The organism is Marinobacter shengliensis (assembly GCF_003007715.1).
Lineage (GTDB): Bacteria > Pseudomonadota > Gammaproteobacteria > Pseudomonadales > Oleiphilaceae > Marinobacter > Marinobacter shengliensis.
Genome location: NZ_PXNO01000007.1, coordinates 116,029 through 129,795, shown reverse-complemented (window position 1 = coordinate 129,795; position 13,767 = coordinate 116,029). Strand labels below are relative to the sequence as shown.

Sequence of the window (13,767 nt, the reverse complement as noted above, 5' to 3'; positions counted from 1 at the left end):
GGGCCAGGTCAGGCGGCGGCCAGAGCCGGTGCCACTCTGCGCTGGATAAAGATCGCCAGGAGTGCAAGCCCGATACCCGCGAGATCAGTCCATAAACCGCCCTCGATGGTGAGCAAGGCCGCAACCACCAGCAAAATCCGCACCGGAACCGGCGCTGTGGAGCGGGCGAACCAGCCCAGCACACCTGCCGACAACAGATACACGCCAAAGGTTGCCGTCATTAACGCTCGAGCAATCTCGAACCAGCCGCCGTCCATCAATAAGGCACTGTTGTAGAAGAACATAAACGGCACAATAAACGCGGCAATCCCGATACGGAAGGAGGCTACGGAAGTAGACATAGCATTAGCGCCGGAGATACCCGCTGCCGCATAGGATGCCAGGGCCACCGGCGGTGTAATCGCCGAGACAACGGCAAAGTAGAACACAAAGAAGTGTGCCGTAAGCGGTTCAATGCCCAACTGCACCAACCCGGGCGCGACAACCGAAGCTGCAACCGCGTAAGCCGCGGTGGTTGGCATGCCCATGCCCAGCAGGATGGAAATGAACATGGCAAACACAAGCGCCAGCAGGTTGCTGTGTGCCGCCACATCCAGAAGTAACACCGAGAAACGGGCGCCAACACCGGTCAGTGAGATCACTCCCACAATCACACCGGCCGCTGCACAGACCACAATGATCTGGATCGACATGTAGGCCGCTATCTCGAACGCGTGCAGAATCTGGCGCAACCCCATCTTGTTGGGCGAAATCCAGCTCACCACCGCCGCCGAAATAGTGGCCAGTGTGCCGGCACGAATCACCGAGTAGCCCTGAAACAGCGCCACGATAAGGATGATGATGGGTACAAACAGATAGACCTGGCGCAGCATCAGCCGAAGGTCCGGCAGTTCGTCCGCACGCATACCCCGCATCCCCAGTTTCTTGGCCTCGAAATCAACCATGAAGTACACCGAGGCGAAATAGAGAATCGCGGGAATCACCGCGGCAATGGCAATCTCCGTATAGGGGATGCCAGTGATCTCGGCCATGATGAACGCGCCGGCGCCCATAATCGGTGGCATGATCTGCCCGCCCGTGGATGCCGCCGCCTCGACTGCGCCAGCCGATTTTTTGCTGTAGCCAACTCGCTTCATTAACGGGATGGTCAGGGAACCGGTAGACACCACGTTGCCGGCACTGGTGCCGTTGATCATACCCATCAGACCGGAAGCGAAGATGGACACCTTGGCAGGGCCACCCCGGGAACGGCCGGCCGCCGCGAACGCGAAATTGACGAAATAGTCACCCACTTTCGAAGCCTGCAGAAACGCGGCGAAGATGATGAACAGAATGATGTAGGTTGAGGACACCGCCGTGGTGGGCCCCAGAATACCTGCATCGGTGTATACCTGGCTGAAGAACCGTTGAACCGAAAGGCCCGGATAGCCAAGGAATCCCGGCAGGTACGGGCCCGCAAACACATAAGCCAGAAACACCAGGGCAATGACCACCAGGGCCATGCCGGCTACCCGGCGGGTAAGTTCCATAATCAGCGCTGTGCCTGCCACTGCCGCAAAGGAAATTCCCACGGGGGCGAAGGCGGTGCCGGTGGTCATACGCATGGACGTGTTGAAAACCACCAACAGATACGCTGCAACGGCCACCGAGCAGATGATCAAGACCAGGTCTGGCACACTGAACCGAGCACGATTACGTTGATGGAACCAGCTCATCACAATGCCCACGCCAGAGGCGGCCAGCAGAGGCCAACCAAAGTGCCAGGTTTCCAGCTCGGCGGGAATCCGCATGGCGCCGTCCAGAATCATCTGATGGAATACATAGATCTGATACAACGCGTAGATAGCGGGAATCAGGGCAACAGCCGCAAACCAGGTGGTCCAGCGATGCCTAACACCGCCTTCATCACCGGACACGAACCGCGCACCGGCAAACAGGACAAAGCCCAGTACCAGTGCTCCGGCCACGTGCACAATTCGGAACGACCAGGTTTCCATGGGCGCCACGTTCAGTATGTAGAGGTGAAAAGCAGAATAGGCAATGGCCAGCATCACCACGAACTTCATCAGAACACCGGTGAACAGTCGGCGGTTGGCCTCTACGGGTTCGTCATCCACGTTGTGGGCCAGGATGTGGTCGTCATTGACCGTCAGGTTTTCTGCAAGCGGTGTGTCTCCACCACTCTGGAATGGTTTTTTGTTCATGATAAGTCCTGCCTGTCCGGGAGGCGGTAAATCGGTAACGAGCGGTTGCCAGTGAGCTGCAAAGTGGCCCACCGGCAACAACCATCAGTGTTTGATAGCCGCGTCGTCGATGGGGTAGCCGTTCTCGTTAAACCAGCGGGCCGCACCCGGGTGCCATGGCAGCGCCTGGTTCTGGGTGTAGTTTTCGGGGACAGAATGAAGGGCAGCCCGATGGATTGACACCATCTCGGCATTGTTTTCCATGGTCAGTTTGGTGACTTCGTATACGAAACTTTCAGGCATATCGCAGTTCACCATGGCGAAGTTCCACATCGACACCACACGGGAAGGCTCGTCCAGTGACTGATAGGTGCTGGCCGGAATAATGAATTCCGACACCGGAAAACTGTCTGTGATCGTTTTTGCTTCGTCATCATTCATGCCAATGACGTTCACATCAGTCTGCACCTCTAACTGACTGACCGCCGGAATGGGAATACCTGCGGCGAAAGCCACCACATCAATCAACCCGTCCTGAAGCTGCCCCCCAAGATCGGACCAACTTCCATTGCGACGTTTAAAATCAACACCCAGGGCTTCCATCATGCGTGGAAAATAGGTATCAGACGTGGAGCCAGCGGGACCAAACCCGATCGTTGCACCAGGTGGAATATCCGAGATCGAAGCAATACCGGAACTGGATAACGCGGCAATAGAAAAAGGAGTCTCGTACATCGGGAACATGGCGCAGACATTATCCATCTTCATTCCCGGAGCCAGGGGGCTTTGGCCATCAACCGCTTCCCGGGCGGGGCCCATGGTGGTTAAGCCAAGCTTTAGATCACCCGTATGGACCAGCGCCATGTTCTGAACCGGGCCACCGGTGATTTCAGCCCCACCAGAAACCCCCAGATTCTTCGCCACAAAGTTTGCCCAGCCAGATCCGTAAGCGAAGTAAGTTCCGCCCTGGCTCGCCGTACCGACGGTAAAACTGGCCGGCCAGCCGGAACGATCCTGAGCCAGAACAGGGGTTGCAAAAACAGCGTAGGCGAGCGCAGTCGCCGCAATGGATTGGAATCTCATAATGAGTGCTCCCGATTGGTCTTGTTGGTTGGGTGCTGATGAGGCCAGAGAAGAGCCCCGCTGGGGGAAGCAATCAGCAAGCACCAGGCCAGATCGGGAAAACGGCCGAAGAACAGAAGGTTAAGTCTGAGTTGCTGTTATCGGACGGTGATAATGGGCGGGTTCCCACCCATCAATGGAATGAGTTTGGGTAGGCCACCACCCATCCGGGCCCGATAATATCCGTGACGTTAATGTGGCTTACCAACGCCCCTGCAACGTCGCCACAATCTTCCGGCTACCGGCGTTATCCCGGTGTTCACACACATAGATACCCTGCCAGGTACCCAGGGCCAGGTGGCCATGACTGATGGGCAGCGTCAGTGACGGGCCGATCATCACACTCTTGATGTGGGCCGGCATGTCGTCCGGGCCTTCCATGGTGTGTTCATAATGCGGAGCATTCTGGGGCACCATGACGTTGAAATGGCGCTCCAGGTCGCCCCGGACATCGGGATCGGCATTCTCGTTGACCGCCAGGGAGGCTGAAGTGTGCTGGATAAACAGGTGCAGCAGCCCCACTTCGCAATTGGTCAGCTCTGGCGCCTGGGCCAGAATTTCATTGGTGACCAGGTGAAAGCCCCGTGGCAGCGGGGCCAGTTCGATGGTGTTCTGATGCCAGATCATGATGCCGCCTCCGGTTATTTTTGCAGTTCGTCCCAGGGGTGTACGGGCACTACCGCGTCTTCCGACACTTCGCTCTCGAAGGAGCTGCGGAAGTAGTCCATGGCTTTTTCAGCTTCGCCCAGCTCGTCGAAGCGGGCGATGTGATAGATGGCCTCGCCTTCGTTCACCAGTGGCAGGTTGTTCACACAGATCACGATGCCGGAACAGGGGGACGTGATCGCCACCTCCGATTCACCAAAGGGATCCGCCACCATGGCCAGTTTCTGGCCTTTACGCACCTTCTGTCCGAGACTGGCCACCGGGCGCATGATGCCGTCCATATCCGCCCGCACCCACTGTGAATTAGCCGCTGTTTCAGAGCGCTTTCTGGGCGCCCTCGGGCCTTTCTTGGCAGGCACCATTTCCAGTTCCCGCATCACCCGGATAATTCCCTTCACACCACTGGCAATCACCACATCATCAAAGCGCAGGGCTTCCCCCCCCTCAAAGGTGATAACCGGAATATCCAGGGAATCGGCGTAGGCCCGCAGGCTGCCTTCCCGCAATCCGGCATTGATGATGATGGGCGCACCAAAGGCATCCGCCATGCGGGAGGTTTCCGGGTTCTTCAGTTCCGCGCGAATCTGCGGCAGGTTGAAGCGGTGAATGGCGCCGGTGTGCAGGTCAATAATGTGGGTGACCTTTTCCATAATCTGGGTGCGCAAAAGGTAAGCAATGCGGCCGCCCAGGGAACCGGTTTCCGAGCCCGGGAAGCAACGATTCAGATCCCGGCGGTCCGGCAGGTAACGGGTGCGCTGCACAAATCCGAAGATATTGACAATGGGCACTGCCACCAGGGTACCGCGCAGATACCGCAGGGCCGAGTTTTTCAGCACCCGGCGGATGATTTCCACACCGTTGATTTCATCGCCATGAATCGCGCCACACACCATCAGTACCGGGCCGTCACGGCGGCCGTGCACCACCTCGACGGGAATGTGCAGCGGTGTGTGGGTGTAGAGTTTGGCCACCGGGACTTCCACAGTCTCCCGGGTACCGGCTTTTACCTGTACGCCAGCGATTTCAAACGGTGCTCTTGCCATGCGCGCTTATCCCCTGCCCCGGGTTTTGGTTTTCCAGGGTTTGTAGTTCTTTTCAGTCCAGTTGATGATCATGCCTGCCACGTTCTTGCCGGTGGCATTCTCGATGCCTTCCAGGCCCGGCGAGGAGTTTACTTCCATCACCAGCGGGCCACGGCTGGAGCGCAACAAGTCCACACCCGCCACGTTCAGGCCCATGGCCTTGGCGGCGGTAATGGCGGTGCGGCGCTCTTCCGGAGTAATCCGCACCAGCGAGGCCGTGCCACCCCGGTGCAGGTTGGAGCGGAACTCACCCTCGGCGCCCTGGCGTTTCATGGCGGCAATCACCTTGTCACCGATCACAAAACAGCGAATGTCAGCGCCGCCGGCTTCCTTGATGAACTCCTGCACCAGGATGTCTGCCTTCAGGCCCATAAAGGCCTCAATCACACTCTCTGCCGCCTTGCGGGTTTCCGCCAGCACCACGCCGATGCCCTGAGTGCCTTGTAGCAGCTTGATCACCACCGGCGCGCCGCCCACCATCTTCAGCAGCTCCGGCACGTTGTCCGGTTTGTTGGCGAAACCGGTGACCGGCATGCCCACGCCCTTTCGGGCCAGCAGTTGCAGGGAACGCAATTTATCCCGGGAACGGGTAATGGCCACGGATTCGTTCAGCGGAAACACCCCCATCATCTCGAACTGGCGCAGCACGGCGGTGCCGTAGAAGGTGACCGAGGCACCAATCCGGGGAATCACCACGTCGAAGTCTTCCAGCACCTCTTCGTGATAATGGATCAACGGGTTCGCAGAGGTGATGTTCATGGAGCAATGCAGGGCATCGATCACCTTCACTTCGTGGCCACGGTTAATGCCTTCCTCCACCAGACGCCGGGTTGAGTACAGGTGACGGTTTCGCGACAGTACCGCAATTTTCATATTCAGGTCCTTAATGCCGGCTTACCGGCCAGGTAGGAAGCTTCAGGGTAAACCAGGGAGCGGCCCGCCATGGCGGTGCGGCCCAGCAACATCCGGAACCGCATGGAATCCCGGTTTGTCAGTGTCATTTCAATCGGCCAGCTCTGATCACCCACCACCAGGGTGGTTTCTATCACCAGCCGCATTTCTTTGTGGCCACCGGAATCCGACACCGTGCGCTCATCCAGCACTTTGGCATCGCATTCCACCACGTGGTGCAGATCATTCTGAACGGGATGAACCCAAAACTTCACTCTGCGCTCTCCGTTCTCCGTGTAGGGTTCGGTGCGAAAGGTGTGCAGGCACGACGTGCGCGCACCGGTATCCACTTTCGCCTTGATGCGGCCAATATCCAGATCCGGCAGGGCCACCCATTCCCGCCATCCCAGAGCGATCTTGTTATCCGCCTGGATTGGTTGAGTGCTCTTGATTGCTTCAGTTGTCTCGCTCGACATCCGGGGAGTCCTTATCTTTCAGTTGTTCCGGGCCCATTAACTGCACACGGAAGGGCGCGGAATGGCTACCGGCGTATATGCTGGTATGGGGGAACGGAATCTCGATACCCTGTTGGTCCAGTGTTTTCTTGATGGCCACCATCATGCCACCACGGCCCTCGAAGAATTTGTCTTTAGGAACCCAGAAAGAAAACTGAAGATCCACCGATGACGCACCAAAACCGGTGACCAATACAAAGGGTTTTGGCTCTTCCAGGCAAACCGAATTCTTCTCAGCAAGCTCCAGTAGCAGATCACTGACACGCTCCACATCTTCCGCGTAGGCAATACCCACAGTCAGATCAATCCGGCGAATGGGAAAGCGGGAGCGGTTTACCAACCGGGTCTTGATCAGTGTCTCATTGGGGATTCGCACATACAGGTTGTCCGGCGTGCGCAGTTTCACACTCAGCAGGTCAATAGAAACGATTTCCCCGATAGTGGCATCCACCTCGATAAAGTCACCAATCTCGAAGGGTTTCTCCATGACCAGGAACAACCCGCTGATGATGTTGGAGGCTGAGGTTTGCGAGGCAAAACCAATGGCGACGGTCAGGATACCGGCGGCACCCAGTACAACCTCGAGAGAAAAACCAGCCTCGCGCAGCGCTGCCATGGCGAACAACATGAAGATTGCATAGAAGAACAACCGGCGAATCATCACCATGTGATGGCGAGACACCCGGCTCTCAACCATGCGGCCAACACTGCGGGCCACCAGTGAACCCAGAACGATACCCAGAGCCAGCAAGAATCCGGCGGACAACCACTGCCCCCAGGCAATCCCATTGATCACCTGTGTTATGGTTGCCTGAATTGCTTCCAACACGTAACTGCTCCTGTAGCGGCTGTTAGCCAAACATATGGTCGAAGGCGCGAACCAGCCTTCGGCCCCGGGCAAGCTTTTCCCGGGCCGGGGCGATGGCTTCGCAAGGGCCAGCCTCAGCAACCACAGACGACGCTATCTGCAGGCTGGCAGAACTCATGTCCGTTTCGCATTCTACAGTGATACCGGGTGTCCACAGCTGCCCTTTCTCGTTGCGATACAGAGACAGCAATGGCGTAGGCATACTGAAACGCTCCAGCAGGAGCGGCTTCTCCCGACTGTTGATGATGGTGACTGGGGTAACCGCCCGCCAGGGCCTTTTGGGTACCGCTTCCAGCGCTAATCGCCCATATGTCGACGAGGCGTAACACAACTCACCCTCACGGGTATTCCGGCCAAGCCAGGTCAGGGAAGGTGGCGCCAGCGGGATTTCCGCCAATTCCAGCCGCTCTTCACCCACGCAGACTTTCATCCAGAGTGCGGTTCCCACGTAGAGAACGCAACGGGCGCCAGGCGGAATTGTCAGGGGCTGAAAAGGACGAATCACCGTTGGCAGGCTGGCCATGGCCGGATAAAAACTCACCACGCCGTTGTCGCTGGAGCGAACGAAACGCTGAGCAGCAATCTCGGCCGAAGGCAGAGTGTAGCCGGTGGTTTCCAGCCAGTGCTGGGGATCAGACTCGACGTCAATTTTCTCTTCCCGAATCTGCCACTCCAGATCCAACAGGGTCACCCATAATCGTTTATGGCCAAGCTGGTGCTGCTGTGTCTGGCCCGAAGCCAGTTGGTATGGGTGTGCCCAGACACCGTCGCGCTGGCTTTCGGTAGCTTCAATCATGCCGAGAAAAAGGCTCCTGTTTCGTATACGGCTAGTCTGCTTAACTATAATCCAATCCGGTAGTTGCAGCGAATATACAAGCCAATGATTTATCGCCTGTAATTTCACCTATGCTTCACATTCAGGGGTACGCTTCCCAATGACAGAACTGGTCTGGTTCCGCAACGACCTCCGCCTGGCCGACAACGCCGCCCTGACTGCCGCCTGCGCCCGCAGCAAACCCGTGAAGGCCTGTTTCCTGGTGACGCTGGGGCAATGGCAGGAGCACGACTGGTCCGCCGCGCGGGTGCAGTTCGTGCTTGAGCACGCCAATGTTCTGGCCCGCCAGCTGGCCAAGCTGGGCATTACCATGTCATTTCTTTACGCGGATACCTTTGCTGAAAGCCTCGACAAGCTGGAGGCATTCTGCAAACAACACCAGATTGCAGGCCTGCACTTCAATGAAGAGTACGGCGTCAACGAGCGCCGCCGAGACAAACAGGCCCACGACCGGCTGACGAACCTGGGTATTCGGGTTGCCAAGTACCGGGACCAGACCGTGGCCCCGGTGGGCCAGATTCTGACCCAGCAGAACGAACCCTATTCGGTTTTCACTCCATTCTCCCGGCGCTGGCGCAGCTGGATAGAGGAAACCCAGCCCACCCTGTACCCGGCGCCTTCGTCCATGGGGCCAGAGGTAGAAGCCGAGCAAACCGACACCCCACCGGCACCGTTCAAAGATGCACCGAAACCCTTGGTGGCCACGGGCGAAGATGCCGCCCATCAGCAACTGGATAATTTCCTGGAAGAACGGGCAAAAGGCTACAAAGACAACCGGGATTTCCCGGCCGTGGACGGCAACAGCCAACTCTCGCCTTATCTGGCCAATGGCGTTTTGTCCGGCCGCCAGTGCCTGATTGCCGCACGGCAGTCCGGCATCTCCGGCGACGGCATCGAGACGTGGATCAATGAAATCGCCTGGCGCGATTTTTACGTTCACATTCTTTACCACTATCCGCGCGTCAGCATGCACCGTGCATTCAAACCGGAAACAGAAGCGCTGGTATGGAACGAGCCGGGCGAACATTTTGAAGCATGGAAGGAAGGCCAAACAGGTATCCCGATTGTGGACGCGGCTATGCGTCAGCTAAAGACAACCGGCTGGATGCATAACCGCCTGAGAATGATCACCGCCATGTTCCTGACCAAGAACCTGTTTATCGACTGGCGGCTGGGCGAAGCCTGGTTCATGCAGAATCTGGTGGATGGTTTTCTGGCGTCCAATAATGGCGGCTGGCAGTGGAGTGCCTCAACCGGTACCGATGCAGCACCTTATTTTCGGGTGTTCAATCCGGTAACACAAAGCGAGCGCTTTGACCCGAAGGGGGAGTTTATTCGGCAGTGGGTGCCTGAGCTGGCCAAGCTGGATAACAAACGGATTCATGAGCCGGCAAAGGGGGGCATTATTCCAAAAGGCTATCCCAGACCGATTGTCGATCTGAAAGAAAGTCGCAAGGAAGCCATCGCAAAGTTTCAGGCGCTAAAGGACTAACTCAGAAGTTGGCAGGCGGGGTTGGGGGAGGCCTTTCCAAAACCCTGCGGAGCCAGGGATGGCGGAGCGGAGCCTACAGGGATGTATTCACGGCGTGTTTTGGAAAGGCCTCCCCCAACCCTGCCTTACTCCGAAATCACGAGGAACACACCGGACAATCAGGATCTTTAGCCAGCTTCATCTCCCGCCACTCCATCTGCCAGGCATCGAGTATGAGCAACCGACCGACCAGGGGCTTGCCTACCTCTGAGATCACTTTTATTGCTTCCATCGCCTGAGCTGAGCCGATCATTCCCACCAGGGGAGCAATAACACCAGCCTCGGAGCAGGTCAGGTCCTCGTTACCCTGTTCAGGGTATAAACAGTGGTAGCAGGGGCTATCCGACGCTCGGGGATCGTAAACAGACAACTGCCCTTCACCACGGATGGCAGCACCGGATACCAGCGGGACCTTGTTGGCGACCGAAGCCCGATTCAGGGCAAAGCGGGTATTGAAGTTGTCGGTGCAATCGAGGACCAGAGTGGATTCGGCAACCAGCTGTTTGAGGTCGTCGCCATCCACCCGCCGATTCACCGCATTAACGGTGATCTCCGGGTTAATCGCCCTTACCCGCTCCGCCAGGCGCTCCGCTTTTGAATCGCCAAGCCAGCTCTGTTCAAAAGCTACCTGCCGTTGCAGGTTGGCCAGTTCGATCTGGTCGTCGTCTACCAGGGTCAGATGGCCAACGCCGGCTGAGCCCAGATACAACGCAACAGGGCAACCCAAACCACCGGCGCCGATGACCAGCACATGGGCGGCCTTGAGTTTTTCCTGGCCGGCGATGTCGAACCGGGGCATCAGGATCTGGCGGCTGTATCGGAGTAGTTCTTCGTCGCTGAGCATGAGGGGTCTCGCTACTGGTCGCTGGCCGGTTTTCGGGCAAGGGTCATTCGGTCATTCCCACCGTAGTCTTTGCGGGTTTCTATGTTGAGCCATCCGGCTTTCGCAAACAAATCCCGCACGGCATCGCCTTGATCATAGCCGTGTTCCAGCAGCATCCAGCCACCGGGATTCAGGCGTTTGAAGCCTTCGGTGACCAGTAACCGGATGTCGTCCAGGCCATCGTCACCCGCCACCAACGCGGATGGCGGTTCAAAGCGTACGTCGCCTTCATGCAGGTGACCGTCACTGGCGGGTATATAGGGCGGGTTGGAGATCAGCAGGTCAAAGCCACTCTCCGAAATCTGGCCGAACCAGTGGCTCTGCACCACGGTGATCGGCAACTGCAAAGAACGACTATTTTCACGGGCCAGCTCGACAGCTTCTTCAACGCGATCGCTGGCCATAATCTGCCACTTAGCTTTCTCGCTGGCCAGCGCCAGGGCAATGGCACCGGTACCGGTACCAAGATCCAGCACGCGGGCGTTGTCAGGCAAAGGCAATTCCAGCGCGGTTTCCACCAGGCATTCGGTGTCTGGCCGGGGAATCAGGGTGGAAGGGCTGACTTTCAGGGGCAAGGACCAGAATTCCTGCTGCCCCAGCAGGTAGGCGATGGGTAAGCCCTTGACCCGTTCAGCCACCAATTCGCGAAACGCTTGCGCCTGATCAGGGGCAACTTCCCGCTCGGGCCAGGCGCGGAAGCTGGTACGGCCCAGGCCGGTTACGTGGCTCAACAGTAATTCAGCGTCCAGGCGGGGTGAATCGCCACCAATCTGTTCGATGGCGTTATTCAGAAGGGTTTCACAGGTCAGCGAGGACTCACTGCTCATTGGCCAGTTCTGCCAGCAATTCAGCCTGGTGTTCCTGTTGCAGGGGGACCACCACGGCGTCGAGATCGCCGGCAATCACCTCGTCCAGCTTGTACAGGGTGAGGTTGATGCGGTGGTCAGTCACCCGGCCCTGGGGGAAATTGTAGGTGCGAATACGTTCCGAGCGGTCGCCACTGCCCACCAAACTTTTGCGGGTTTCCGCCATGCTCTTCTGCTGTTTCTCCAGCTCGGCATTCTGCAGCCGGGACGCCAGCAGGCTCAGGGCCTTGGCGCGGTTCTTGTGCTGCGAACGTTCTTCCTGGCACTCCACCACTATGCCGGTGGGCAGGTGGGTAATGCGGATGGCAGAGTCGGTTTTGTTGACGTGCTGGCCACCAGCGCCGGAGGAGCGGAAGGTGTCTACCCGCAAATCAGCTTTGTTGATTTCGATGGCTTCGGATTCATCAGCCTCTGGAATCACCGCCACGGTACAGGCGGAGGTGTGAATGCGGCCCTGGGATTCGGTTTCCGGTACCCGCTGCACCCGGTGGGCTCCAGACTCAAACTTGAGCGTTCCGTAGACGCCATCTCCTGACACCCGGGCGATGACTTCTTTGTAGCCGCCGTGCTCACCCTCGTTCTCGCTCAGCACTTCCACCTGCCAACGGTGTTTTTCCGCATAACGGGAATACATGCGGAACAGGTCGCCGGCAAAAATCGCGGCTTCGTCACCGCCGGTACCGGCGCGCACTTCCAGGAACACATTCTTGGTGTCGTTCGGGTCTTTCGGCAGCATCAATCGCTGAAGTTCTTCATCAAGCTCTTCACTACGCGCTTCGGCGGCGGCCAGCTCTTCTTCCGCCATGGCACGCATGTCGGCATCGCCGTCTTTGGCCAGCTCTTTCGCCTCCGCGATATCTTCATGGGATTGGCACCAGGCCTGGAAGCACTTCACCACCGGTTCAATCTCAGCAAATTCCCGGGACAGTTCCCGGAATTTGTCCTGGTTAGCAATCACCGAGGCATCGCTCAACAACGCGTTGACCTCCTCGAACCGTTCAACAAGCTGTTCGAGGCGGGACTGGATCGATGGCTTCATAATTTTTCCGTGGTGGTGGGCTCGTCAGCTTCCAGGGCATCAAGCTGATACAGCTCCCGCAGGCATTCGGTAACTTCGGTGCGGCCCTCGGCCATGGCTTTACGCACTTGCACAGAGGGCTGGTGAAGCAGTTTGTTGGTGAGGCCCCGCGCCAGGCTGCGCAAGACGGTCTCGGGATCAACGCCGTTGCGTAGAGCACGCAGGGCCTTTTCAGATTCGACATCCCGCAGCAGTTCGGCACGCTGGCGGAACACCTTCAGGGTAGAGACCGCATCCAGGGCCCGGAGCTGATCCAGGAATTCCTGCACGCCACTGCTGATCAGGTTCTCGGCTTCGCGGGCAGCACCTTCACGGGAGCGGATGTTTTCTTCGATTACCTGCCGCAGATCGTCGACGGTATAAAGATACACATCGGCCAGCGACCCAACCTCCGGTTCAATATCCCGGGGTACCGCAATGTCGACCATAAAGAACGGGCGATGCTTGCGCTTCTTCAACGCGCGCTCCACCGCACCCTTGCCAAGTATTGGCAACGGGCTGGCCGTGGAGGAAATGATGATGTCGACGTCCGCCAGGTGATCGGGAATTTCCGACAGCACAATGCCCTTGCCACCGTGCAGTTCGGCCAGCGCCTGGGCTCGTTCCAGGGTGCGATTGGCGACCAGGAAGTCTCTCACGCCGGCATCGGCCAGGTGGCGGGAGACCAGTTCAATGGTTTTGCCCGCGCCAATCAGCAACGCCTTGTTGCGGGACATGTCGGCAAAGATATGATGCGCCATGCTGACAGAGGCATAGGCCACTGACACAGGGTTTTCCCCGATGGCTGTCTGGGTTCGAACCCGCTTGGCTACCGAGAACGTCTGCTCAAACAGGCGGGACAGGAAAGAGCCGGTGGCACCGTGCTCGCGGGCCAGGGAGTAGGCATCCTTTAACTGCCCGAAGATCTGCGGTTCGCCCAGCACCATGGAATCCAGCCCCGCCGCTACGCGCATCATATGGCGAACGGCCTCGGAATCCCGGTGAACGTAGAGCACTTCTTCCAGGTCGGCCACATCCAGCTCGTGAAAACCGGCCAACCAGCGCAGCACCGTGGGCGCGCAGTCGTCGTCCCCGGCCAGATAAAGCTCCGTGCGGTTGCAGGTAGACAGAATAGCCGCTTCGCTGGCACCGGACGCCGCCCGGAGTTCCGAGAAGGCTTCCGCCATCCGCTCCGGGGTAAAAGCCACACGTTCGCGGATCTCCACGGGTGCGGTTCGGTGATTGATTCCCAGTGTCAGCAATGCCAT

Annotated in this window: 13 protein-coding genes; 1 reads left to right on the top strand and 12 read right to left on the bottom strand. The window is 58.1% G+C overall.

The window, feature by feature from the left end:
• Window positions 1-8 precede the first annotated feature (8 nt).
• From C7H10_RS01835 to C7H10_RS01800, 8 genes are all read right to left on the bottom strand, one after another.
• Window positions 9-2,204, bottom strand: coding sequence for a TRAP transporter permease (locus C7H10_RS01835; RefSeq protein WP_106693453.1), 2,196 nt, complete (start codon window positions 2,202-2,204; stop codon window positions 9-11).
• 84 nt (window positions 2,205-2,288) lie between these two features.
• Entirely contained in the window at window positions 2,289-3,266 is a 978-nt protein-coding gene (locus C7H10_RS01830) for a TAXI family TRAP transporter solute-binding subunit (protein ID WP_106693452.1), read from the bottom strand.
• 240 nt (window positions 3,267-3,506) lie between these two features.
• Entirely contained in the window at window positions 3,507-3,932 is a 426-nt protein-coding gene (locus tag C7H10_RS01825) for a secondary thiamine-phosphate synthase enzyme YjbQ (protein ID WP_058091873.1), read from the bottom strand.
• 14 nt (window positions 3,933-3,946) lie between these two features.
• Window positions 3,947-5,014, bottom strand: a complete 1,068-nt coding sequence (locus C7H10_RS01820) for a succinylglutamate desuccinylase/aspartoacylase family protein (RefSeq protein ID WP_106693451.1) — start codon at window positions 5,012-5,014, stop codon at window positions 3,947-3,949.
• 6 nt (window positions 5,015-5,020) lie between these two features.
• A complete protein-coding gene (gene rimK / locus C7H10_RS01815; RefSeq protein ID WP_058091875.1) occupies window positions 5,021-5,926 on the bottom strand; it encodes a 30S ribosomal protein S6--L-glutamate ligase in 906 nt (301 codons plus the stop codon).
• 2 nt (window positions 5,927-5,928) lie between these two features.
• Complete coding sequence (locus C7H10_RS01810) at window positions 5,929-6,420, bottom strand: ATP-dependent zinc protease family protein (protein ID WP_106693449.1); 492 nt, start codon at window positions 6,418-6,420, stop codon at window positions 5,929-5,931.
• Window positions 6,401-7,288, bottom strand: a complete 888-nt coding sequence (locus C7H10_RS01805; RefSeq protein WP_106693448.1) for a mechanosensitive ion channel family protein — start codon at window positions 7,286-7,288, stop codon at window positions 6,401-6,403. The genes C7H10_RS01810 and C7H10_RS01805 overlap by 20 nt, the downstream gene beginning before the upstream one ends.
• 22 nt (window positions 7,289-7,310) lie before the next feature.
• Window positions 7,311-8,123: a hypothetical protein gene (locus tag C7H10_RS01800; RefSeq protein ID WP_106693447.1), complete on the bottom strand. Its 813-nt coding sequence runs from the start codon at window positions 8,121-8,123 to the stop codon at window positions 7,311-7,313.
• A 139-nt stretch (window positions 8,124-8,262) separates the two neighbouring features.
• Between C7H10_RS01800 and phrB the strand changes: the two genes are divergently transcribed.
• Window positions 8,263-9,654 (top strand): deoxyribodipyrimidine photo-lyase, encoded by a 1,392-nt coding sequence (phrB, locus tag C7H10_RS01795; RefSeq protein WP_106693446.1) that lies wholly within the window; start codon window positions 8,263-8,265, stop codon window positions 9,652-9,654.
• A gap of 136 nt (window positions 9,655-9,790) precedes the next feature.
• On the opposite strand, the gene C7H10_RS01790 is transcribed toward phrB, so the two are convergent.
• The 4 genes from C7H10_RS01790 to hemA are packed head-to-tail and all read right to left on the bottom strand — an operon-like array spanning window position 9,791 to window position 13,767.
• The gene (locus C7H10_RS01790) at window positions 9,791-10,537 is read right to left on the bottom strand and encodes a HesA/MoeB/ThiF family protein (protein WP_106693444.1); all 747 of its coding nucleotides are present in this window, start codon (window positions 10,535-10,537) and stop codon (window positions 9,791-9,793) included.
• Between the two features lie 11 nt (window positions 10,538-10,548).
• Window positions 10,549-11,403, bottom strand: coding sequence for a peptide chain release factor N(5)-glutamine methyltransferase (prmC, locus tag C7H10_RS01785; protein ID WP_106693443.1), 855 nt, complete (start codon window positions 11,401-11,403; stop codon window positions 10,549-10,551).
• Window positions 11,393-12,481: a peptide chain release factor 1 gene (prfA, locus tag C7H10_RS01780; protein ID WP_106693441.1), complete on the bottom strand. Its 1,089-nt coding sequence runs from the start codon at window positions 12,479-12,481 to the stop codon at window positions 11,393-11,395. Before prfA ends, prmC begins: the two co-directional genes overlap by 11 nt.
• Window positions 12,478-13,767 (bottom strand): glutamyl-tRNA reductase, encoded by a 1,290-nt coding sequence (hemA, locus tag C7H10_RS01775; protein ID WP_061333296.1) that lies wholly within the window; start codon window positions 13,765-13,767, stop codon window positions 12,478-12,480. Before hemA ends, prfA begins: the two co-directional genes overlap by 4 nt.

Bases quoted from the DNA above. Each gene is read 5' to 3' on its own strand.
- C7H10_RS01835 (WP_106693453.1), bottom strand. From the start codon at position 2,204: ATGAACAAAAAACCATTCCAGAGTGGTGGAGACACACCGCTTGCAGAA.
- C7H10_RS01830 (WP_106693452.1), bottom strand. From the start codon at position 3,266: ATGAGATTCCAATCCATTGCGGCGACTGCGCTCGCCTACGCTGTTTTT.
- C7H10_RS01825 (WP_058091873.1), bottom strand. From the start codon at position 3,932: ATGATCTGGCATCAGAACACCATCGAACTGGCCCCGCTGCCACGGGGC.
- C7H10_RS01820 (WP_106693451.1), bottom strand. From the start codon at position 5,014: ATGGCAAGAGCACCGTTTGAAATCGCTGGCGTACAGGTAAAAGCCGGT.
- rimK (WP_058091875.1), bottom strand. From the start codon at position 5,926: ATGAAAATTGCGGTACTGTCGCGAAACCGTCACCTGTACTCAACCCGG.
- C7H10_RS01810 (WP_106693449.1), bottom strand. From the start codon at position 6,420: ATGTCGAGCGAGACAACTGAAGCAATCAAGAGCACTCAACCAATCCAG.
- C7H10_RS01800 (WP_106693447.1), bottom strand. From the start codon at position 8,123: ATGATTGAAGCTACCGAAAGCCAGCGCGACGGTGTCTGGGCACACCCA.
- phrB (WP_106693446.1), top strand. From the start codon at position 8,263: ATGACAGAACTGGTCTGGTTCCGCAACGACCTCCGCCTGGCCGACAAC.
- C7H10_RS01790 (WP_106693444.1), bottom strand. From the start codon at position 10,537: ATGCTCAGCGACGAAGAACTACTCCGATACAGCCGCCAGATCCTGATG.
- prmC (WP_106693443.1), bottom strand. From the start codon at position 11,403: ATGAGCAGTGAGTCCTCGCTGACCTGTGAAACCCTTCTGAATAACGCC.
- prfA (WP_106693441.1), bottom strand. From the start codon at position 12,481: ATGAAGCCATCGATCCAGTCCCGCCTCGAACAGCTTGTTGAACGGTTC.
- hemA (WP_061333296.1), bottom strand. From the start codon at position 13,767: ATGGCATTGCTGACACTGGGAATCAATCACCGAACCGCACCCGTGGAG.